This is a genomic window from Brevibacterium gallinarum, from assembly GCF_014836885.1.
Lineage (GTDB): Bacteria > Actinomycetota > Actinomycetes > Actinomycetales > Brevibacteriaceae > Brevibacterium > Brevibacterium gallinarum.
Map to the genome: position 1 here is coordinate 175,089 of NZ_JACSPY010000006.1, position 20,143 is coordinate 195,231.

General features: G+C 69.2%; 21 protein-coding genes. 6 read left to right on the top strand and 15 right to left on the bottom strand.

Annotated elements, in window-relative coordinates:
* Window positions 1-2: 2 nt before the first annotated feature.
* The gene (locus H9634_RS08090) at window positions 3-191 is read right to left on the bottom strand and encodes a hypothetical protein (RefSeq protein WP_165884383.1); all 189 of its coding nucleotides are present in this window, start codon (window positions 189-191) and stop codon (window positions 3-5) included.
* Window positions 192-341: 150 nt separating this feature from the next.
* Here H9634_RS08090 and idi point away from each other — a divergent pair, with 150 nt between their 5' ends.
* Window positions 342-2,384: an isopentenyl-diphosphate Delta-isomerase gene (gene idi / locus H9634_RS14485; protein WP_404801679.1), complete on the top strand. Its 2,043-nt coding sequence runs from the start codon at window positions 342-344 to the stop codon at window positions 2,382-2,384.
* A gap of 6 nt (window positions 2,385-2,390) precedes the next feature.
* Here idi and H9634_RS08100 read toward each other — a convergent pair whose 3' ends face one another.
* On the bottom strand, window positions 2,391-3,305 hold the full coding sequence (locus H9634_RS08100) for an amidohydrolase family protein (RefSeq protein ID WP_191726187.1): 915 nt from the start codon (window positions 3,303-3,305) through the stop codon (window positions 2,391-2,393).
* Window positions 3,306-3,442: 137 nt separating this feature from the next.
* Between H9634_RS08100 and H9634_RS08105 the strand changes: the two genes are divergently transcribed.
* On the top strand, window positions 3,443-4,459 hold the full coding sequence (locus tag H9634_RS08105; RefSeq protein ID WP_191726188.1) for an NADP-dependent oxidoreductase: 1,017 nt from the start codon (window positions 3,443-3,445) through the stop codon (window positions 4,457-4,459).
* Between the two features lie 36 nt (window positions 4,460-4,495).
* On the opposite strand, the gene H9634_RS08110 is transcribed toward H9634_RS08105, so the two are convergent.
* Genes H9634_RS08110 through H9634_RS08145 form a run of 8 tightly spaced genes read right to left on the bottom strand, consistent with a single transcriptional unit; the run spans window position 4,496 to window position 10,739 of the window.
* Window positions 4,496-5,602, bottom strand: a complete 1,107-nt coding sequence (locus H9634_RS08110; RefSeq protein ID WP_191726189.1) for an asparaginase domain-containing protein — start codon at window positions 5,600-5,602, stop codon at window positions 4,496-4,498.
* Window positions 5,603-5,625: 23 nt separating this feature from the next.
* Window positions 5,626-6,150, bottom strand: coding sequence for a DUF4442 domain-containing protein (locus tag H9634_RS08115; RefSeq protein WP_225210720.1), 525 nt, complete (start codon window positions 6,148-6,150; stop codon window positions 5,626-5,628).
* A 46-nt stretch (window positions 6,151-6,196) separates the two neighbouring features.
* Window positions 6,197-7,063, bottom strand: a complete 867-nt coding sequence (locus tag H9634_RS08120; protein WP_191726190.1) for a prenyltransferase — start codon at window positions 7,061-7,063, stop codon at window positions 6,197-6,199.
* Complete coding sequence (locus tag H9634_RS08125; protein ID WP_318245044.1) at window positions 7,060-7,521, bottom strand: lycopene cyclase domain-containing protein; 462 nt, start codon at window positions 7,519-7,521, stop codon at window positions 7,060-7,062. The genes H9634_RS08120 and H9634_RS08125 overlap by 4 nt, the downstream gene beginning before the upstream one ends.
* On the bottom strand, window positions 7,518-7,886 hold the full coding sequence (locus H9634_RS08130; RefSeq protein ID WP_191726191.1) for a lycopene cyclase domain-containing protein: 369 nt from the start codon (window positions 7,884-7,886) through the stop codon (window positions 7,518-7,520). Before H9634_RS08130 ends, H9634_RS08125 begins: the two co-directional genes overlap by 4 nt.
* On the bottom strand, window positions 7,883-9,448 hold the full coding sequence (gene crtI, locus H9634_RS08135) for a phytoene desaturase family protein (RefSeq protein WP_191726192.1): 1,566 nt from the start codon (window positions 9,446-9,448) through the stop codon (window positions 7,883-7,885). The genes H9634_RS08130 and crtI overlap by 4 nt, the downstream gene beginning before the upstream one ends.
* Window positions 9,445-10,350, bottom strand: coding sequence for a phytoene/squalene synthase family protein (locus tag H9634_RS08140; protein ID WP_191726193.1), 906 nt, complete (start codon window positions 10,348-10,350; stop codon window positions 9,445-9,447). The genes crtI and H9634_RS08140 overlap by 4 nt, the downstream gene beginning before the upstream one ends.
* Before the next feature lie 14 nt (window positions 10,351-10,364).
* Entirely contained in the window at window positions 10,365-10,739 is a 375-nt protein-coding gene (locus H9634_RS08145) for a DUF2568 domain-containing protein (RefSeq protein WP_191726194.1), read from the bottom strand.
* A 183-nt stretch (window positions 10,740-10,922) separates the two neighbouring features.
* On the opposite strand from H9634_RS08145, the gene H9634_RS08150 reads away from it, so the two are divergent.
* A complete protein-coding gene (locus tag H9634_RS08150) occupies window positions 10,923-11,522 on the top strand; it encodes a PepSY domain-containing protein (RefSeq protein WP_191726195.1) in 600 nt (199 codons plus the stop codon).
* A 77-nt stretch (window positions 11,523-11,599) separates the two neighbouring features.
* Here H9634_RS08150 and H9634_RS08155 read toward each other — a convergent pair whose 3' ends face one another.
* The 3 genes from H9634_RS08155 to H9634_RS08165 are packed head-to-tail and all read right to left on the bottom strand — an operon-like array spanning window position 11,600 to window position 15,263.
* Entirely contained in the window at window positions 11,600-13,741 is a 2,142-nt protein-coding gene (locus H9634_RS08155; RefSeq protein ID WP_191726196.1) for a TRAP transporter permease, read from the bottom strand.
* A gap of 20 nt (window positions 13,742-13,761) precedes the next feature.
* Window positions 13,762-14,235, bottom strand: coding sequence for a DUF1850 domain-containing protein (locus H9634_RS08160; RefSeq protein WP_191726197.1), 474 nt, complete (start codon window positions 14,233-14,235; stop codon window positions 13,762-13,764).
* Window positions 14,236-14,282: 47 nt separating this feature from the next.
* Window positions 14,283-15,263, bottom strand: coding sequence for a TAXI family TRAP transporter solute-binding subunit (locus tag H9634_RS08165; RefSeq protein WP_191726198.1), 981 nt, complete (start codon window positions 15,261-15,263; stop codon window positions 14,283-14,285).
* 385 nt (window positions 15,264-15,648) lie between these two features.
* Between H9634_RS08165 and dps the strand changes: the two genes are divergently transcribed.
* Window positions 15,649-16,152, top strand: a complete 504-nt coding sequence (gene dps / locus H9634_RS08170) for a DNA starvation/stationary phase protection protein Dps (RefSeq protein ID WP_257995022.1) — start codon at window positions 15,649-15,651, stop codon at window positions 16,150-16,152.
* A gap of 79 nt (window positions 16,153-16,231) precedes the next feature.
* On the opposite strand, the gene H9634_RS08175 is transcribed toward dps, so the two are convergent.
* Window positions 16,232-16,927: a GntR family transcriptional regulator gene (locus H9634_RS08175; RefSeq protein ID WP_191726200.1), complete on the bottom strand. Its 696-nt coding sequence runs from the start codon at window positions 16,925-16,927 to the stop codon at window positions 16,232-16,234.
* 138 nt (window positions 16,928-17,065) lie between these two features.
* Between H9634_RS08175 and H9634_RS08180 the strand changes: the two genes are divergently transcribed.
* Window positions 17,066-17,833 carry a DsbA family protein gene (locus H9634_RS08180; protein ID WP_191726201.1) on the top strand — a complete coding sequence of 256 codons (768 nt, stop codon included), beginning with the start codon at window positions 17,066-17,068 and terminating at the stop codon, window positions 17,831-17,833.
* Window positions 17,834-17,868: 35 nt separating this feature from the next.
* On the opposite strand, the gene H9634_RS08185 is transcribed toward H9634_RS08180, so the two are convergent.
* Entirely contained in the window at window positions 17,869-19,014 is a 1,146-nt protein-coding gene (locus H9634_RS08185; protein ID WP_318245045.1) for an ATP-binding protein, read from the bottom strand.
* A 169-nt stretch (window positions 19,015-19,183) separates the two neighbouring features.
* On the opposite strand from H9634_RS08185, the gene H9634_RS08190 reads away from it, so the two are divergent.
* Window positions 19,184-19,708, top strand: a complete 525-nt coding sequence (locus H9634_RS08190; RefSeq protein ID WP_225210721.1) for a hypothetical protein — start codon at window positions 19,184-19,186, stop codon at window positions 19,706-19,708.
* The last annotated feature ends 435 nt before the right edge of the window (window positions 19,709-20,143 follow it).

Below are 20,143 nucleotides of genomic sequence, written 5' to 3' on the forward strand. Positions count from 1 at the left end.
GCTCAGCGGCCGAAGAGGCGGGCGAAGAACCCGCCGCCGCTCTTGGCGCTCGCGGCCTCCTTCTCGGCCTGGGTGTGCTTGCCGTTGCACCACTGCCCGGACGGCACCTGGGCCTTGACCTGGGAGATGTGCTGGCCGCAGCCGGCCCACGTCGTCTTCTCGCACACTTTGCAGCGCACTGGTCGGCACATGGTGTGCCTCCTTCCTGTGCTGCCGCTGAGGCAGCCTCGGGGTCTCGTACACGGAAAATAATACCCTAGGGGGTATAAAGCATGTCAAGCGGCGCATACTCCCCACCGGATGAGCGCCCACTCAGGCTGCAGATGCTGTACGAATGGACTATGGACAACCCCCGTGGCACCACCGCCGGCCAGCCCATCCGCGCCCTCACCGTCGCTCAGGCGCTGGCGGCGTGCGAGACGATCGGCCGCGACCTCAACGCCATCGTCGAGACCCTCCCGGTCGACCCGCGCGCTGCCGGCATGCCGATCGCGGTCAAGGACGTCATCGACATCGCCGGCTCCCTCACCACGATGGGCTCCCACGTCCGACCCGAGGAGCCGGCCACCGCCTCGGCGGCGGTCATCGAACTGTGCGAGCGCCTCGGCATGGTGCCGGTGGCCAAGACGACCTGCCAGGAGCACTCCTACGGCATCATGGGTGAGGAGAGCACGCACGGCCGCGGCGTCAACCCGATCTGGCCCGGCTATACCACCGGGGGCTCCAGCTACGGCTCCGCGCTCGCCGTCGCCGCCGGCATCGTGCCCACAGCCCTCGGCACCGACACGGCCGGATCCGTGCGCGTGCCGGCCGCGTGTGCGGGCATCGTCGGCTTCAAACCGACGCTCGGCCGGCTCCCGACCGCCGGCGTCGCCCCGCTGTCAGACAGCTTCGACACCATCGGCCTCTTCACCCGCACCCCGGCTGAGCTTGCCACCCTGTGGCCCCGGTTCGCCGCAGCCTGCCCCGGCCCGGTGCCCGGGCAGGCCACGGTGCCCGCCGCCGAGGTGGGGGACCAGCGACTGCAGGGCCTCGCCTCCGATGAGGGGCGCCGCGTGCTGCGGATCGGCGTCTTCGCCGCCGACGACCTAGGTGCCGGGGCGCACCCCGGCGACGGCATCGCCCATGACCGCACATGGTTCGAGGCCCGCGTGCGGCCGTGGCTGGAGCAGCGCTGCGCGGCCGCAGCCGCCGAGGGGTGGCAGATCGAGCTCGTCGACCTCACCGGCGTCTTCGACCTCCCCGCGATGGCCCAGAGCTACTCGACCGTGCGCGCCCGGGAGAGCTGGCTCATCCACCGCCCGGCCTGGGAGGCCGGCCGCCGCGACTATCAGCCGCAGGTGCGGGCGAACATCGAACACGATCAGACGGTCAGCGCTGCTGACTATGAGCGCGCGAAGGCCGACTGTGCGGAGCTGCGCGCTGCCGCAGCCGAGGTGTTCGCCCGGGTCGATGTCATCCTCACCCCGACGATGGGCTGCCAGCCGGTGCCGTGGGAGGCTGCCGACCAGGGCGTGCGCTGGGCGTTCCGGGCCTACACGCAGCTGTTCAACGTGCTCGGCTGGCCGGCGATGAGCGTGCCCATCGATGCGCTTCCGCGGCTGCTGCCCGGTGCTGACGGGCAGGTCACGGCGCAGTTCCCTGCCAGTGTGCAGATCGCCGCAGCCCCGTGGCGGGACAGTGCGCTCGTCGACATCGTCGCCCGGATTGTCGCCGCCGGCGCAGATGAGGCGCGGGGCGATGGAGCGAACGGGGATCATCCGAGTGCCGCTGGAACACGCGGCGATGAAGCGAACGGCGACGGAGCGAACGGCGGAGAGGGCGCTGCCGGTGCGGAAGCCGGGCAGGGCCCGGTCGAGCAGGTGGTGCTCGTCTCTGATGACGGTGCCGCACTCGGCGCCGCAGACAAAGCCACTGTGCACACCGCTGACACGCCGCTGCACCAGGCGTTCTCCTGCTTCGTCTTCGACACCGCCGGCCGGGTGCTGCTGACCCGCCGCGCCCTGAGCAAGAAGACCTGGCCGGGCGTGTGGACCAACGCCCTCTGCGGGCACCCCGGGCCTGGCGAACCGCTCGCTGCCGCCGTGCACCGGCGTGCCGCCGAAGAGCTCGGCTGCCGGCTGGGTGACCTCACCACAGTGCTGCCGGCCTACCGCTACCGGGCGACCGACGCCTCGGGCATGGTGGAGAACGAGATCTGCCCGGTCTTCACCGCCGTGCTCACCGGCGACCTCGACCCGGCCGCTGACGAAGTCGCCGAATACGACTGGGTCGAACCCGAAGATCTCGACGCCGCTGTGGCCGGCGTGCCGTTCATGTTCAGCCCGTGGATGCAGGAGGAATGGCAGCTGCTGCGCGCCGCCACCGGCCCACAGCAGGCATAACCGCGTTCACGGGCGGGTCTGTGTGCGGGCCGGCAGGCCGAGCAGGCGGGCGCCGTTGTCCCACAGCACCGTGCGCAGCCACTCCTCCCCAAGGCCCAGCCGCACGAGAGCCTCGAGCTGATGGGCATACGGATACGGGATGTTCGGGAAGTCCGAACCGAGCACAACCCGCTCACGCAGCTCCGCCAGCCGTCCGACGTAGCGGTCGTCGAAGGGTGCGAGCCGGTTGGCGAAGTCGGTGGCGAACATCGTCGTATCGAGATGGACGTTGTCGAACTCCTCTGCCAGGTCGGCGAACTCGTGATACTCCGGCATCCCCATATGCGCGATGACCGCCGTGAGCTGCGGGAAGTTGCGCAGCACCTGCCGCATATGCTCCGGGCCCGTATAGGTGCCCGGCCGCGGGCCGGAGCCCACATGGATGACGACCGGCACCCTGGCTGCGGCCAGTGCCTCCCAGGCCGGGTCCAGCAGCGCGGAGTCCGGGGCGTAGTCACCGACCTGCACATGCATCTTGAACAGCCTGGCCCCAGCATCGAGGGCGGCCTGGACGTAGTCGCCGACACCGGGCTCCGGGTAGAGGGTGCCGCAGTGGATGACATCGTCATGAGCGGCAGCGAAGTCGGTGTTCCAGCCGTTGAGCCAGGCGGCCATCCCCGGCTTGTGCGGGTACGTCAGCGCCGGGATCGCCGGGATCCCGAAGCTGCGCGCGATCGAAAGCCGGGTGGCGGCGTCGAAGCGGTAGGTGATCGGCCAGTCCTGGCCGTAGACCTCGCCGGCGTTGTCGAAGACCGCCCACACCTTCTCCAGCATCCGCTCGGGCAGGAAGTGGATGTGGATGTCAGCCAGACCGGGCAGACCGAGGCCGCCGATGAAGGCTGGGATCTCGGCATCAGTGCGCGGGGCGGCAGGACTCGTCATGATCTCGACGCTAGCAGGTCAGACGTCACGCCCTGGCCTCTCGACGCCGGCCGGAACGCCCGTTAGAGTGTTGAACAGACGTTCGATAGCTAAATTTCCGCGAGTGCAGGACAGCCGAGCGCAGCAAAGGAGAACCCATGACCGTCAACCGCAGCATCCGCCTAGCCCGCCGCCCGCACGGCGAGCCCGTCGCAGACGACTTCCAGTTCGCCGAGGGCGAAGTCCCGACCCCCGGTGAGGGGCAGGCGCTCGTGCGCACCCGCTACCTCTCACTCGACCCGTACATGCGCGGGCGGATGTCCGATGCCAAGTCCTACGCCGCCCCGCTGGAGATCGGCGACGTCATCATCGGCGGCACCGTCGGCGAGGTCGTCGAATCCCATGACCCGAACCTCAAGGTCGGTGACCTGGTGCAGAACTACGGCGGCTGGCAGGAGTACAGCCTCACGACCGCCAAGGAGGCCTTCGCCGTCGACGAGTCCGTCGCCCCGGCCAGCGCCTACCTCGGGATCCTCGGCATGACCGGCTTCACCGCCTACTCCGGCCTGCTGGCCATCGGCAAACCCACGGAAGGTGAGACCGTGGCCGTCGCCGCAGCCAGCGGCCCGGTCGGCTCGGCGGTCGGGCAGATCGCCAAGATCAAGGGCTGCCGCGCCGTCGGCATCGCCGGCGGGCCGCAGAAGGTCGAATACCTCAAGGAGCTCGGCTTCGACGTGGCACTCGATCACAAGGAGCCGGATCTGCGCGGCCGGCTGAAGGAAGCCGTCCCCGAGGGCATCGACGTGTACTTCGAAAACGTCGGCGGACATGTGTGGGATGCCGTGCTGCCGCGGCTGAACACCTACGCCCGCGTGCCGGTGTGCGGCCTCATCGCCAACTACAACCTCACCGAAGCCCCCGAGGGCCCGGACCGCTCGGCTGCGCTCATGGCAAATGTGCTCACCAAGAGCCTGACGCTGCGCGGCTTCATCCAGCTGGAGTTCGTGCGTGACATGTACAGCGACTTCCTGCGCGAGATGGGCCAGTGGGTCTCCGAGGGCAGGATCAGCTACCGCGAGGACGTCACCGAGGGCCTGGAGAACGCCCCGGAGACCTTCATCGGGATGCTCAACGGCAAGAACTTCGGCAAGACCATCATCAAGGTCGCCGACTGAACCAGCTGAATCCCAGCTGCACGGGACTGCCCGGGGTCAGCCGCGGAACGCGGCGAAGACCTCGGGCAGCTTCTCTGCCGGCACTCCGGCGCGCAGCGCGAGGATGAGCAGCAGCCGAGCCCGGTCGGCGTCCAGCGTCCCGGCCGGGATGAGGCCGCGGGAGAGCAGGTCGATCTCGGCTCCCGGGTAGCCGTAGGTGCGCTCGAGCACCGCCCCGGCTCCGGTGCGGCTGGCCAGCACCACCGGCATCTGCCCGGCCAGCTGCGCGACTGCCTCGACGGCACGGGTCGAGACGTGCCCGCCGCCGAGCCCGGCGATGACCGCACCGGCATATCCGGCCGCCGGCAGCCCTGCGAGGTAGGCGAGGTCGTCGTCGAAGCCGACGCCGACCAGCGCGACCCGCGGGACGTGCGGGACGCGCGGACCGGTACCCTCCGGCCCGGTACCCTCCGGACTGGTACCCTCCGGCTGATAACCCGGCGTCTCGGGCGTCTCCCGGTCAGCATCGGTGCCGCCTGCCTCGGGCACGGTGAGCGTGCCGGGCAGGGTGGCGGGCATCTGCTGGAGGACGACGCGGTCCTCGCTCACCCAGCCCAGCGGCCCGGTCGACGGTGAGGCGAAGGCCGCGACCGAGGTGGTGTGCGTCTTCGCAACGGTCAGCGGGCTGTGGATCTCATCGGCGAAGACGAGCAGGCTCGGCAGGCCGGTCAGCCGCGGGTCGAGGGCGGTCAGCGCTGCGGCGCGGACGTTGGCTGGGCCGTCGGCGCCGGGCAGGGTCGGGTTGCGCATCGCGCCGGTGGCGATGATCGGCAGGCCGGAGTCGTTGATGAGGGCGAGGACGAACGCGGAGTCGGCCAGCGTGTCGGTGCCCTGGGTGAGGACGACCCCGCGGGCTCCCTCGGCGCGGGCCTGCCGGGCGGATGCGACGACCGCATCGAGCATGCCCAGCGTGATGCTGCCCGAGCCGACCTGCGCGACCTGATCGAAGGTCACCTCCGGTGCCCCGCCGGGCAGCGTGTCGAGTCCGGCGGCAGCGGCGATCTCGCTTGCGCTCACCGATGGGCTGACCCCTGCCGAGGCATCAGCACCGGAGTTCGTTGCGGCGATCGTGCCGCCGAGGGCGATGACATGCAGACGGGACATGGGACTCCTGGGAAAGAGGGCGGTCAGCGGTTCTTCGGGCGCGCGTAGAGCTGCTTGCGCACGGTCGCGACCACCGTGCCGGAGGCGTCGACGATGTCGTTCTCGAACCACATGAGCGACTTGCCCTCAGCGTCGGCTTCGGCGCGCATCGCCTCGACGGCGGCGTCGTCGAGGCGGATCTCGGTGGTGACGGTGCCGCGGCCGGGGCTCTTGAAGTCGATCTCGCCGGCTTTGTCCCACACGATGTAGTCCGGGCCGAGACGGCGGAGCATGAGGATCATCCAGAACGGGTCGCTCATGGCAAACAGCGTCCCGCCGAAGTGCGTGCCGACGTAGTTCATGTTCAGCTTGCCCTGATGCAGCTCGACGCGGGCCGATGACCAGTCCGGGGCGATGTGACGCACCCGCACACCTGAGCCGCGGAACACCGGCCACACGTTCATCGCCGCAGCGAGCGTCTTGGGGTTCTCCTTCGCCTCCCGCACGAGATGCTGGGTGCGGGACCGGGCGGAGCGAAATGCCTGCTGGGCGCGATGCACAAGAACCATGCGGCTCAGTATAGGGCCCAGGCGGCACCAGACGCCCAGCGCCGCATCAGCCGAACATGACCGCTGTGATCATGAGCATGGTGACGCAGAAGCCGACCGCATAATTCAGCCACAGGAACACCTGCCAGCCGGCCCGGGCGCATTCGGCTGCCGCATCCGTCAGCGACCAGAACCGGCCGGTGTTGAGCGCATACGGCACCGCCAGCACGGCGGCCAGCTGCACGAAGAGCGACCCGGCGCCGACCAGCAGCGCCCCGGCTGCCAGGTAGGCGATCGTCGCCAGGCGCACGGTTGCCGCCGCACCGATGACGGTGGCGATGGACTGCAACCCGCCGGCCCGGTCCGGTCCGATGTCCTGCACGGCGCCGAAGGCCTGGCTGGCGACACCCCAGATGAAGAAGGCCGCACAGATGAGTGCCGTGTCCCGGTTCAGGGGCGCGCCGGTCAGCGCCAGACCGTACCAGGCAGGGGAGGAGAAGTGCGTCGAGGAGGTCACGGCGTCGAGGAACGGGATCTCCTTGAACCGCAGCCCGCGCACACTGTAGGCAGCCACCGCGAACATGCTGATGGCCAGCACGAGGTCCGCCCGCCAGTCGCCGAGGATCACAAGCGCTGCGAGGAACGGCAGGCAGGACACGGCCGCGGCAGTGAGGATCGTGCGGTGGTGCCTGGGCGCGGTGACGTGGCCTTCGATGCCGCCCTTGCGCGGGTTGCGGATATCGGATGCGTAGTCGAAGACGTCGTTGATCCCGTACATCGCCAGGTTGTACGGGATGAGGAAGAACAGACAGCCGAGCAGGAACGCTGCGTCGACACCGCCGCCGGTGAGCAGGTAGGCCGCCCCGAACGGGAAGGCGGTGTTGACCCAGGAGACCGGGCGGGAGGTGCGGGTCAGCAGACCGAGTGTGCTCACGACCCGCCCCGCCTGTCGGCATCATCGGGTCGGCTCGGTCGGTTCGCATCATCGGGCCGGCGCGGTGTCCGGCGGTGACCGAGCAGCAGCCACAGGCTCGGCAGCGCGGCAACGGCGACGATCGTATACGCCAGGTCCTCGATCGGCATGAGCCCGATGCTGATGCCCAGGTGGTTGTCGTAGGTGAACAGGCCGGCGGCGATCATGAGGTTGTCGAAGATCATCGTCAGCCCGATGAGCAGCGCCGCGGTGATCGCCAGGGCCCGCTGGTGGATGCGGGACCGGGAGGCGGTCATCGAGTCGTCGGCCGGCGCCGAGGCGGCGGGCCGGTGGACGGGATCGGTCGGGCTGCCGAGCCGGGCTGAGGAGGGATCGGAGTCACGCAGCCGCAGCAGTGCAGCGAACAGCAGCCCGAGGGCGGGGATGAGGAAGACGAGGTTGATGAGCGTATAGGTCACGGCCGCTCACCGCCGGTCACCGGCGCCTCGGGTCCGGGGTCATCGGTGCTGCGCAGGTACGTGAGGATGCGCATCGACCCGGTGAAGACGACCATCGTGACCCAGCAGAGGAAGAAGAGGAAGAAGACCTCCTCGACCGGCATCTCGGGGGCGAGCTCGAGACCGGTCATGTACGGGCTGTCACCGCGGTGGAACACCCCGAAGGCGATCCCGGCGGCATCCCAGAGGAGGAACACCGTCAGCCCCGCACCGTGGACGATCGCAGCCCGCTTCCAGTCGGCGAACCAGAACAGCCGGTGGCGCCAGTCGAGCAGCGCCATCCCGGCGATCGAGAACAGCAGGCAGCCGAGGTAGACGACGCTCACCGGCCCACCGCCTCGGCGACGGGCAGGGGACCGGAGGTGCGGTCGTCGCGGAAGGCCTTGAGGACGTTCTCGGCGCTGATGACGCACATCGGCAGCCCGACACCCGGTGCCGTGAACGCCCCGGCGTAGAAGAGATTGGCGACCTTGGCGGAGCGCACGCGCCCGCGCAGGAAGATCGACTGCATGAGCGTGTTCGCAGGCCCGAGTGCGGTGCCGGACCAGGCGTGGAAGTCACGGACGTAGTCAGCTGGGGCGATGACGCGGCGCACCCGCAGCCGGCCGGCCAAGTCCGGGTGGCCGGTCCACTGCGCGATCTGTTCGATGGCCGCCTGGGCGCCCGCCTGCACGTCCGGGCTGTGAGCGTGAAGCGAAGCGTCGGCGGGCCAGGGGACGAGGACGAAGAGGTTCTCGCAGCCTGCCGGTGCCAGCGTCGGGTCGGTGCGTGAGGGCGCGCAGACGTAGAGCGAGGCCGGGTCCGGGATCCGGCGGTCGCGGTAGATCGCGTCGAAGTTCTTCTCCCAGTTGGAGGTGAAGAGCAGGTTGTGATGCGCCAGCTTGTCGAGCCGGCCCTCGACGCCGAGCAGCAGGACGAGGGCGCCCATCCCCGGGTCGGCGCGGCGCCAGCTGGAAGCCGGGCGGGTCTGGAGCTTCCGGGGCAGCAGCCGGGTCTCCAGATGATGCAGATCGCAGGCGGCGACGACGGCATCGGCGGCGAAGGCCTCGAGCCCGTGCCGGGTGCGGGCGAGCACCTCGGTCAGCTGCGGCTTCCGGGCCGGCAGGCGGCCGGGCTCGTGGGTGAGGGAGACGACCTCGGCTTCGGTGCGGATGGTGACCCCGAGGTCGCGGGCGCGCGCAGCGATCGCGGTGATGAGCGTGTGCATGCCGCCGGCCGGGTAGCGGACCCCGTCGACGAGGTCGAGGTGGCTCATGAGGTGGTACATCGCCGGGGCGGTCTCGGGGCGGGTGCCGAGGAACACGGCCGGGTAGCCGAGGATCTGCCGGGCGACCGGATGGTCCACGGTGCGGTTGATCCGCTCCTGCATCGAGGTGCTCAGCAGCTCCATGAGCTCGCCGAGCCCGGAGAGCACCTGCGGGTGGGTGAACCCGGCGGGGGTGGAGAAGGTGGTGTAGAGGAAGTGGTCGAGCGCCAGCCGGTAGGTTCGCGAGGCGGAGTCGAGGTAGGCGGCGACCCGGTCGCGGCTGCCGGGCTCGAGGCGGTCGAAGAGGTCGAGGACCCGCGTGCGCCCGGCGGGCACGTCGAGCGGGGTGGAAGCTGCCGAAGCACCGGCCGGCTGCGGGAAGATCCGGTAGGCCGGGTCGAGGTCGATGAGCTCCAGCGGGTTCGGGGCACCGGTGAGGTCGAAGAGGTGGTCGAACACCTCGGGCATGAGGTACCAGCTCGGGCCGGTGTCGAAGGTGAACCCGGCTTCCCGGTGGATGCCGGCGCGCCCGCCGAGGGAGGCGTTCTGCTCCAGCAGCGTGACCGCGTGGCCCTCCTGTGCGAGCAGCGCGGCGGAGGCGAGTCCGGCGATGCCCCCGCCGATGACGATGGTGCGCCTCACCGGCTCTCACCGCCGGCTGCCGGGCGGCTGAGCGCACAGGCGGTGATGGCGAGCTTGCGCGGGTTGCTCACCCGCATCCGCTGGGTGCGGATCCGCGCGGCAGGTGCTGCGGCCAGTCTCCGGTTGAGCTCGGCGAACAGGCGGTGGGCGATCCGCACGGCCGGGCGCACGCGGGCCGGCAGCAGCCCGATGACCTCATCGGCTGCGGCGAGGTCGGCGGCGATGTCGGTCACGATCCGGTCCCGGTCGGCATCGGACATGCCGGCTGCGCTGACCCCGGGCAGGTAGCTGCGGCCCAGTGCGGCGTCCTCTGCGAGGTCGCGCAGGAAGTTGACCTTCTGGAAGCCGGCCCCGAGCGCCATCGCCCCGCGTCGCAGGCGCTCGCCGTCGGCCTCGGGGACGGCGCCGAGGAAGAACGCCTTGAGGCACATGAGCCCGATGACCTCTGCGGAGCCGTGGATGTAGTCGGCGATCGACGTCTCGGTGTGGGCCTGCGGGCTGATATCGGCGCGCATCGAGGAGAAGAACGGTTCCCATTCGGCCGGGCCGATGCCGACCTCGCGAGCAGTCGCGGCGTAGGCGTGGGCGATGACATCGGCCGAGGCGCCGGTCGCCGCCGCAGAGGCGATGCGGTGTTCGAAGGCGTTGAGCTCGGCCAGCCGCTGGGCGGCCGGCAGCTGGTGCATGCTGCCGTCGACGATCTCATCGGCGACCCGGGCCATCGCGTAGATCGCGGTGATGTGGATGCGGATGACCTGCGGCAGGGTGCGCACGGCCAGGGAGAACGACGTCGAATACCGGGCCAGCACCTCGGCGGCGGCAGCCCGGCAGGTGCGGGTGTAGGCCACCGCGGCAGGCGGGAGCTGGGCGCTGGCGGCAGCCGGCCGGGTTCTGCGTGTCATCACCGCCCCACTCCTCAGTGCCGGCCGGTGCGGCGGGTGGCGGCGAGCGCTTCGTGTTTGTTCTGCCAGATGAGCAGGCCCTCGCAGGCGAGCAGCAGGACGCCGAGGGCGATGCCGACCCAGGCCGGGCCGACGATGATGAGCCCGACGACAGCGGCGAGGTAGACGACCGCGCGCACGGCGATGACCGAGGCGCGCGATGCCAGGAAGCCCTTCGGGGAGGCGAACAGCGCCCACACGATGATGACGACGACGAGCGCGCCGATGCCGGCCAGCCAGGCCAGCGCACCGCCGCCGATGAGCATGAAGGCGACGTAGGCGATCGCCAGCCAGGCCAGCGTCTCGAGGAAGAACAGCGTCGCCTCGGCGATCTTCACCAGTGTCGACATCGCTGGGTTCCTCTCGTGGGCAGGGGCTGGGCGTGTGGTTCCACGATACCGTCTCAGGTTCCATCGGCCCGGCAGGCCGGCCGTGTGCGCGCAGACTGAGCTGGGTGGAAGCTCAGTGCCGGGAGCATGGTCGTGAGTAGACTGAACGGTGCCCGTCTGACCGGCAACCCGAAAGGACGCCTCATGACCCGTCGGATCCTGACCGCGACTGCAGCCGTGTGCGCTGCTGCGCTGGCGCTGTCCGGCTGCTCGCAGGACGACGCTGAGCCCAAGCAGGGCCCGGCAATGCAGACCGCAGCGGACCCGCGCGGTACAGAGGGCCCGCCGAACTCCGGTGAGGAGGACGACCTGGCGAACTTCAAGCCGGCGCTGAGCTGGGAGGACGCGCAGAAGCAGGCGCAGGAGGACTTCGACGGGGACTTCCGGGCCATCCAGATCGCGCTCGCCGACGGCGGGGAGATCCGCTACGACATCGAGATGGCCTCTGATGAGCGGACGTTCACGGCTGCTTACGACGCCAAGAGCGGGGATGTCATCTCCACTGATGAGGAGAAGCACGACAGTAAGGGCCAGGTGCTCTCCCTCGATGACTATGTCGGCCTCGATGAGGCGAAGTCTTCGGCGCTCGATGTGCTGCCGGGCCGGATGACGAAGATCCGCCTCGCCACCGGCAGCGACGGCACAGCCGCCTACACGATCGACATCTCACCTGAGCAGGATGGCGAGACCTTCGAGGTCGTCGTCGACGCCGAGTCCGGCAAGGCCCACCGCTCCGACGACTGAGGCACAGGCCCGCTTACAGCAGATCGCCGCCGCACCTCCTGTAGGTACGGCGGCGATCGGCATTCACGGCGAGGGCGTCAGATGTTCCGCAGCGAGAGCCTGTCGGCCTTCTTCGCCAGTGCGATGATCGCCAGCAGGCTGACGACGAGCACCGCAGTGCCGATGAGGTCGAGCACGAGGTTCGGGGTGAGGAACAGCACCGAGCCGATGATGAGCGAGATCCGCAGCACCCACGGCACCCGCACCATGAGGAAGCCCTCGGCGGCGACGGCGAGCAGGATGACGCCGATCGAGGCGGTGGCGATGACGCGGATGGCGGTCATGACATCGGCGTCCTGCATGATGAGCACCGGGTTGTACACGAACACAAACGGCACGATGTAACCGGCCAGGGCCAGTCTCATCGCGGTGAATCCGGTCTGCATCGGGGTGCCGCCGGACAGGCCGGCTGCCGCGAACGCAGCCAGCGCGACCGGCGGGGTGATGTTGGCGAACAGGCCGAAGTAGAACACGAACAGGTGGGCGGCCAGCGGCTCGACGCCGAGCTGGGCGAGCGCTGGGGCGGCCATCGTCGCGGTGACGATGTAGGCCGGGATCGACGGCAGGCCCATGCCGAGGATGATGCAGGCGAGCGCCGTCATGATGAGCGTCGGCAGCAGGTAGCCGCCGCCGATCGTCACGATCGCGTTGGCGAGCTTGACACCGAATCCGGTCTGGCTGGCGACACCGACGATGACGCCGACTGCCGCACAGGCCACGGCGACCGAGACGGCGGTGATCGCACCGTCGCGCAGCGCCAGGATGATGTCCTTGAAGCTCATCCGGGTGGTCTTGCGCAGCATCGCCACGAGCACGGTGACGAAGATCGTCGTGACAGCTGAGAACAGGATCGTGCGCCCGGAGAAGAACAGCATGTACAGCAGGTAGGCGAGCGGGATGAGCAGGTGGCCGCGCTCGCGCATGACGTCCATGACCGCCGGCAGGTTCTTCCGCGAGATGCCTTCGAGTCCGCGGCGGGTGGCGCGCAGGTGCACCTGCATGATGATGCCGAGGTAGTACAGCAGTGCCGGCACGATCGCGACGAGGGCGATCTCCCGGTACGGGATGCCGAGGGTTTCGGCCATGATGAAGGCCGCCGCGCCCATGATCGGCGGCAGGATCTGCCCGCCGACCGAGGCGGCGGATTCGACGGCGCCGGCGAAGTTGCGCTGGTAGCCGATCTTCTTCATCAGCGGGATCGTGAACGCGCCGGTGGTCACAACGTTGGCGATCGCCGAGCCGTTGATCGAACCGAGGAAGCCTGAGGCGATGACCGAGACCTTCGCCGGCCCGCCGCGGGTCTGCCCGGCGAGGGCGAGGGCGATGTCGTTGAAGAACTGGCCCATCCCCGAGCGCTGCAGGAACGCGCCGAAGAGGATGAACAGGATGATGTAGGTCGATGACACCCCGATCGCGGTGGAGAAGATCCCCTCGGTCGAGGTGAGCATGTAGTTGAGGATCCGGTCGAGGTCGTAGCCGCGGTGGCGCATGAGCCCGGGCATCGACCGGCCGTAGATGTCGTAGATGATGAACAGCACCGCCAGTGCCGGCAGGAACCAGCCGGTCACGCGGCGGGCGGCCTCCAGGGTGGCGAAGACGAGGAGGCCGCCGATGATGACATCGGTCATCGTGAACCGTGAGCCGCGGGTGACGAGCTCGGCGTACTGGGTGGCCAGATAGATCGCCACCGAGGCGGAGGCGGCGATGAGGATGTAGTCGAACCACGGTGTCGTCGCCCGCTTCTCCTTGGCGTAGGGCCGGTAGAGCGCGAAGGCGAGGACGAGGATCGCCGAGACGTGGATCGCGCGGTGCACGAGTGTCGGCGGCCCGCCGAACAGCGCCGTCCAGATGTGGTAGACCGACAGCGATACGGCGACGATGCCGACCGGCCAGGCCAGCCACGTGCCGAAGACGTCGCGCGTGCGCGATTCGCGGTCGTACTTCTCCAGCGTCTCCAGGTCGGCGTCGGAGGCCTCGGCGTTCAGCACGCTGGTGCCGGTGTCAGTGCTGACGTCGGTGCCGTTGCTGACGTCGGTGTCAGCCGGCGCGCCGGCCTTCCCGGTGCTCGCCTGCTTGCGGGCGTGCGCCTGACCGGCGGCGGTCGAGCCGGTGCCCGGACGCGGGTCGTCGGCGGCTGCGTCGCGGGCGTTGCCGGTCGGAGGAGTGTGTGGTGTGCTCATCGTGTGTGCTTTCTTCCTTGTCAGGCCAGGACCATCTCCACCGGGCTGCGGTGGGGGATGCCGGCCGGTGCCAGGAGGCGGTGGCCGTCGATGCTGAGGGTGTGCTCGACGTCGTGGGAGTGGATCCAGCGCACGGCATCGAAGTGCCGGTCGAGTCCGCAGTAGCGGAGCATGTCCCCGACCTTCTCGACGTGCGGGGCCTCAGACGGTGCGCCGGCGCCGGTGAGGGCGATGTCGGTGCAGTCGAGGAGGAACCCGCCGCGGCTGAGTGTGTAGTACTCGATCCAGGGTGTGTGATCGACGGAGTGGATCCATGCCAGGGCGATCGTCGCCTGGCGGCTGACCGTCACGTGTCGGTAGACCTCGTGGGGCCGGCGCTGGTGGCGGATGAGGACGGTGGCCTGCTCCGCGGCCGAGGCGGTCATCGCCACGGCCGCGAGCGTCGCCGCCCAGCCGGCGAACCGGCCGAGCGCCGCCCGTCGCGTGTGCCGCACCGGCCTGTCAGCAGGCTGCGGCGGGCGGGCACGCGACGGGCTCAGGCTCAGGACGTGCCGGCTTCGTCGAAGTAGCGCTTGGCACCGGGGTGCAGCTCGGTGACGACGACGTGGGGAGCGTTCTCGAGCGTGATGTCCTTGGCGGCGTTGTGCGTCGCGTGGACCTGGTCGAGGTTGTCGAAGATCGTCTTCGTGATGTCGTAGACGGCGTCTTCGCTCAGCTCGGGGCTGGCCAGCAGCAGGTTCGGGATGGTCACGGTCGCGGCATCCTCCTTGCTGTCGTAGGTGTCCTTAGGCACGGTGCCCTCGCCGAAGAACTCGTATTCGAGCAGCGTGTTCAGTCCGTCGCCTTCGAACGGCACGACCTTGACGTCGTGGGTGGTCGCCAGGTCGGTGACAGCGGAGTTCGGCAGGCCGGAGGTGACGAATGCGGCGTCGACCTGGCCGTTCTTCATCTGGTCGATCGCCTCGGCGTACGGCAGGTAGTCGGCGGTGAAGTCGTCGTAGGTCATGCCGTAGGCATCGATGACGGTGCGGGCGTTGAGCTCGACACCGGAGTTGACGTCGCCGACGGACACGCGCTTGCCCTTGAGATCCTCGATCGAGTCGATGCCCTTGTCTTCGAGGGTGATGACCTGCAGGTACTGCTCGTACAGGTTCGCGATCGCCGGCAGGCTCTCGACCTTCTCCTCGAACGGCCCTTCGCCCTTGAGAGCCTGGTCGGTGGCATCGGCCATCGCGAAGGCGATCTCGGCGTCACCGTCATTGAGCAGGGTGACGTTCTCGACCGAGGCGCCGGTTGCCTGGACGGTCGAGTCCGAGCCGAGCTCGTCGGAGAGCAGCTGGGACATGCCGGCGCCGACCTGGTAGTAGACGCCGGAGTTGCCGCCGGTGGCCATGGTGATGAACTCGGTGCCGGCATCGCCGCCGCCCTCACCTGAGTCACCCCCGCCGCCGGCACAGCCGGAGAGCACGAGCGCGGCGGCTGCCGCGCCGGCCAGAACAGTGGGAAGAGTACGTGTGCGCATAGAAAGTGGATCTCCTCGTGGTGGGTGGCGCAGCTGCGCGCGGTGTGCACAGATGCCGCACCCCGTGTGGTGCGGATTACCACCTTACTGTTGTGAAACTCACAGATTCAATTGCAGAATCGGCTCCCTGACGTCTGCCGGGCCGCTGTTATGGAATCGTTGTCGCTCATGCTCTGCACGCCGCGCCAGCATGCCGATCGCCCGCGCCCGAGGCGGTCCTTCCCCGCTGCCCGCAACCCCCGCCTCGGCGACGGTGGCCGGTTGCTTGCGCGGCGGGACCCGCCGGCCATGGCAGGGAGCCCTGTCTGTGGGGTGGGGAATAATCGCAGGTGGGAGGATGTTGTTCCCATGGTTAGCGAAAGCTCTCGATCGTGGAGGTATAGCAGTGACGAAGCGCCCGTACACCGTTCCCGGACTGACGAACGAAGATGCCAAGAAGGTCTGCGAGATCCTGCAGGACCGGCTCAACTCGATGAACGACCTGCACCTGACCCTCAAGCACGCCCACTGGAATGTGGTCGGCCCCAACTTCATCGGCGTCCACGAGATGCTCGACCCGCAGGTCGAGACCGTGCGCGGCTTCGCCGATGCCATCGCTGAGCGGATCGCCGCGCTCGGCTCCAGCCCGGTCGGTGTGCCCGGCCGCCTGACCTACCAGCGGCCATGGGAGGACTACGACGTCGACCGCGCCGGCACCATCGAGCACATCAAGGCGCTCAACCGCGTCTACGACGGTGTCGTGAAGTCCCACCGCGACGCCATCGAGGAGACCGGCGAGATCGACCCGGTCACCGAGGACATGCTCACCGGGCAGTCCTTCGAGCTCGAGCAGTTCCAGTGGTTCCTGCGCGCCCACCTCGAAGACGGCAGCGGCAAGATCGACCAGTGAACGGCTGCTGAACCTGTTGCGGGCCCTGCTTCTTCCAGAAGCGGGGCCCGCCGTCATTCACAGGGGCTGGAGAACCGGTTCAGAACCGGTGGGTGATGCTCAGCTCGGTGCCGAGCAGCACCCCGGTGCGGAACTCGACCGGCTGTCCGCCGGAGGTGCCGACGCGTTCGAAGCGCAGCAGCGCCTCACCGGTCGCGCACCCGAGCAGATGGGCCTCATCGGGGCCGGCGAGCACCGCGGAGACATCCTCGAAACCGCCGTCGATGCGCACGTTCGCGGTCTCGGCGAGCACATGGTAGACCGCCTCGCGGGTGAAGTCGGCGCTCATGAGCGGGCCCCCGAGGGCCGCTGGCAGCCACACATGGTCGACGGCCACCGGCGTGTCACCGGCCCGGCGGATGCGCGCCAGGTGGAACAGCTGCGCATCGGCCGGCAGGGCGAGCCGGTCAGCGGCCTGCGCATCGGCGATGATCTCCTGGGCGAGGATGTCCGAAAGCGGTTCGAGACCGGAGCGGGAGATGACCTCGAACAGCGAGTAGATCGCCCCATAGGCAGACGGGCTGGTGGTGAGCAGGTGCGGACGCTTGCCGCGGTTGGCCGTGAGCACACCGCTTTCGCGCAGCGGGCGCAGCGCCTGACGCATCGTGCCGCGGGAGACCTCGTATTCGGCGGCGAGCTGCAGCTCACCGGGGAACCCGGCATGGAACTCGCCGGCGGCGATGCGGGCGCGCAGATCGTCGTGGATCTGCTTCCACCGCGGAGCCTTGGCTGCCATTGCGTCCCCTTCCCACAGAGTTCCTGCATCTCTTCTGTGCTCCTGCGTCTCTTCTGGCTACCGCTCACCGGAGCCGCGTATGGTGGCAGGCGGACAGCGGAAACGTCTGACTCGATATCAGCATAGGAGAGAGCACGCATGAACCGGCCCCGAGCCACACGATCCCAGGGATTCCTGGCCCGGAACTGGCCGTGGACGATCGCGGCCGGCCTGCTCGTCATCATCCTCGTCATCAGCATCATCGCTGGTTCGGGCTTCGGCGCGAACTCCGGCACGCAGGCAGAGGGCGAGTCCGGTGGGGAGGGCGAGTCCGGCGGCGAGGGCGCAGCCGTCGGTGCCCAGCAGCAGGAGTTCGACCTCTCTCGCCGCATCGACGGCGACCCGACTGCAATGGGCGAGGTCGATGCACCGGTGGTGCTCATCGAGTTCGCCGACTACCGCTGCCCGTTCTGCGGCAAGTTCCACCGCGATACGCTCGGCGAGCTTGTCGATGAGTACGTCGAGGACGGCCGGATGCGCGTCGAGTGGCGTGATGCGCCGGTGTTCGGAGACGAGTCCGTCGACGCCGCGGTCGCCGCCCGCGCCGCAGCTGAGCAGGGCCCGTTCTGGGAATACCAGCATGCCGTGTTCGGCGAGGCGCCGGACAGCGGCCACCCGGACCTGCCTCGCGAGGTGCTCATCGAGCATGCGAAGACCGCCGGGGTTACGGACCTGGAGAAGTTCGAAGCCGACCTCGACAGCGAGGACCTCCTGGGCCAGGTGCAGGCGGACTTCGAAGAGGCCCAGCGCCTCGGCGTCACGAGCGTGCCGACCTTTGCGATCAACGACTCGGTCGTCTCCGGCGCCCAGCCGGCCGAGGTGTTCCGCGAGACGATCGACAAGGAACTGGCCGAAGCCGGCCGGTGACCCGCACAGCTGTCTGACACCCGGCTGCCCGCAGCTCAGCGGCGGGCGCTCTCAGACCGCAGGTAGTCGCGCAGGTACGGGATCGCGAACTCGACCTTCCCACGACCGGACTCCATGATGACCCCATCGATGATGAGCCGGCTGCGATACACCCCGGCATGCTGGATGCTGACCCCGAGCCGCCGGGCGACCTCACGGGTCAGTGAGGGCCCGTCATCGGCGCTCATCGCGAAGATGTAGTCCTTGTCCCGATCCGACAGGCCCGCCAGTGTGGGCTCATGGATCTGCCGGAACAGCGCAGGCCTGGCCTGCTCGACAGCCCAGGCGACATGCTCTGCGGTGATGACCGGCGCCTCGGCGGCGGCCTCCCATGCGAAATCCCCGATGAGCTGCACGAGATACGGATAGTTCTCCGAGGCCGCGACGGCGATGTGCAGGGCATCGCAGTCGATCGACTTGCCGGCATTCTCGATCGGATGGCGCAGGGCGACAGCGGTGTCATCGGCGGTGAAGTTCTTCAGCTCGATCCGCTCAGCCCGGCGCAGGAACGTCGAGACGTCGTCGTTGACGAGCCTGTTCATCGTCGCCGGCAGCCCGGCGGCGACGAACGCCAGCGGCGCCCCCTGGGCCACCGCATGCGCCACCGCATCGGTGATGGCCCGCAGCTCACCGATGTTCGTCCGGTGCACCTCATCGAGCGTCAGCAGCAGCCCGGTGCCGTGAGCAGACAGAATGTCAAGCGCCTGCATGAGCCGGTGGCGCAGATCCGGGGTCAGCGGATTCGCCGAATCTGTCCTGGCCGTCAGCCCGCCGCCGATGACCGGCAGCGTGAACCCGACAGTGGAGGACGTCGAGGTCTGGGCGGCATCGAGGTCCTCGAGCAGCTGCGGCAGCCTGGCCTCGGTCAGCCGCTGCACGACACCTGGGGAGGCCTGTTCGCGCACCGTCACCCACTGGCGGGAGTCAGCGACCTCACCGAAGGTGTTGAGCAGCACCGTCTTGCCGACCCCGCGCGGGCCGGTCACGAGCATCGCCCGGCCGCGGATCGCGCCGTCGAGGGCGCGGGCGAAGAGGTTGACCTCCTGCTGGATGCCGACGACGGCAGCCGGAGTGGTCCCGAAGCTCGGGCTGAACGGCGAGGGGTGCCGGCGCGGATTCGGCGGCGGGATGGTGACGGTCACAGCTGCCCTCCGATCGGAACGACACCAGGGTGGATGAGGCACAGCAGGTGGAACTGGTGCTGCAATGCACTCAGGTTCTGTTATGGAGCTTACGGTATCGTCACCAGCGGACACGACAGCAGCGGCCCGGACCGGGCCACGGCACACACGAGGGAAAGGGCGACGAACGATGCTGGCCGAACTGGCGACCTGGCAGCCGCGCCGCTGGCTGTTCGCACTCGGCACCGCGCTCGCCACCGTCATCCTCGTGGCTATCCCCACCGACCTCATCGACACACCGCTGTTCACTCGCGCCGTCCCGCCGACCTGGTGGGCCTGGCCGGTGCTCATCGGCAACGCCGTGCTCGCAGGCCTCGTCGCCGCCACCTACGTCGCCCGCCGCGACACCGGTGAAGACGCCGAGGAGCGCGGCGGCCGGCTCGGAGCCGCCGGGGCGATCATCACATTCTTCGCCGTCGGCTGCCCGGTGTGCAACAAGCTCGTGCTGCTGGCCCTCGGCTACGCCGGGGCGATGCAGTACTTCGAGCCCGCCCAGCCGGTCCTCGCCCTCGGCTCGATCGCGCTGCTGGCTTGGGCGTTCGTCGCTCGCGTCCGTAAGGAGCGCAGCTGCCCGCTGCCCTCAGCAGGCAAGGCGGCCACCACCTCGGGCGCGGAAACCGCACCGGCTGATGCCGCGTCCGGCAAGACGCACTGAGGCTCTCTGCCGACAGTTTCGGCTCGAGCCACCACATGGTTGCCGATCAAGCCTCGGCCTGCCCGACATGCCCGGCTCGGGAGGCCGGAGCAGCCGAACGGGTCAGTCCGGCCGCTCCGGTCTCCCGTGCCGGGTGGGCGCCTTATTCGCTATGCAATTGCCAGACAACAATCGCTCAGCCCCTGTCCTGCGCTGCTGCGGTGAGAGCTGACACTGGCTGTGCCGACGTATCGTTGCAGGCCCAGGCGTGGGGGCGGCGAGGTTCTCATGACGGGTGTGCCTCTTCAGGGGAGAAGAGCCCGTCGTTCACGTCGTCGTGTGAGCCGGGGGAGCCCGGCTGGGACTGGGCGCTGCCTGGCGCGGTGCTGGCGATGAGTTCGGCATGCCGTCGGTGCAGCACAGACCCCGGTGGATGGGTCCTTGCTGTTGTGCCTC

What these genes read in the sequence shown, in the direction of transcription:
- H9634_RS08090 (WP_165884383.1), bottom strand. Translation starts at nt 191, where the DNA reads ATGTGCCGACCAGTGCGCTGCAAAGTGTGCGAGAAGACGACGTGGGCC.
- idi (WP_404801679.1), top strand. Translation starts at nt 342, where the DNA reads ATGGACAACCCCCGTGGCACCACCGCCGGCCAGCCCATCCGCGCCCTC.
- H9634_RS08100 (WP_191726187.1), bottom strand. Translation starts at nt 3,305, where the DNA reads ATGACGAGTCCTGCCGCCCCGCGCACTGATGCCGAGATCCCAGCCTTC.
- H9634_RS08105 (WP_191726188.1), top strand. Translation starts at nt 3,443, where the DNA reads ATGACCGTCAACCGCAGCATCCGCCTAGCCCGCCGCCCGCACGGCGAG.
- H9634_RS08110 (WP_191726189.1), bottom strand. Translation starts at nt 5,602, where the DNA reads ATGTCCCGTCTGCATGTCATCGCCCTCGGCGGCACGATCGCCGCAACG.
- H9634_RS08115 (WP_225210720.1), bottom strand. Translation starts at nt 6,150, where the DNA reads ATGGTTCTTGTGCATCGCGCCCAGCAGGCATTTCGCTCCGCCCGGTCC.
- H9634_RS08140 (WP_191726193.1), bottom strand. Translation starts at nt 10,350, where the DNA reads ATGACACGCAGAACCCGGCCGGCTGCCGCCAGCGCCCAGCTCCCGCCT.
- H9634_RS08145 (WP_191726194.1), bottom strand. Translation starts at nt 10,739, where the DNA reads ATGTCGACACTGGTGAAGATCGCCGAGGCGACGCTGTTCTTCCTCGAG.
- H9634_RS08150 (WP_191726195.1), top strand. Translation starts at nt 10,923, where the DNA reads ATGACCCGTCGGATCCTGACCGCGACTGCAGCCGTGTGCGCTGCTGCG.
- H9634_RS08155 (WP_191726196.1), bottom strand. Translation starts at nt 13,741, where the DNA reads ATGAGCACACCACACACTCCTCCGACCGGCAACGCCCGCGACGCAGCC.
- H9634_RS08165 (WP_191726198.1), bottom strand. Translation starts at nt 15,263, where the DNA reads ATGCGCACACGTACTCTTCCCACTGTTCTGGCCGGCGCGGCAGCCGCC.
- H9634_RS08175 (WP_191726200.1), bottom strand. Translation starts at nt 16,927, where the DNA reads ATGGCAGCCAAGGCTCCGCGGTGGAAGCAGATCCACGACGATCTGCGC.
- H9634_RS08180 (WP_191726201.1), top strand. Translation starts at nt 17,066, where the DNA reads ATGAACCGGCCCCGAGCCACACGATCCCAGGGATTCCTGGCCCGGAAC.
- H9634_RS08190 (WP_225210721.1), top strand. Translation starts at nt 19,184, where the DNA reads ATGCTGGCCGAACTGGCGACCTGGCAGCCGCGCCGCTGGCTGTTCGCA.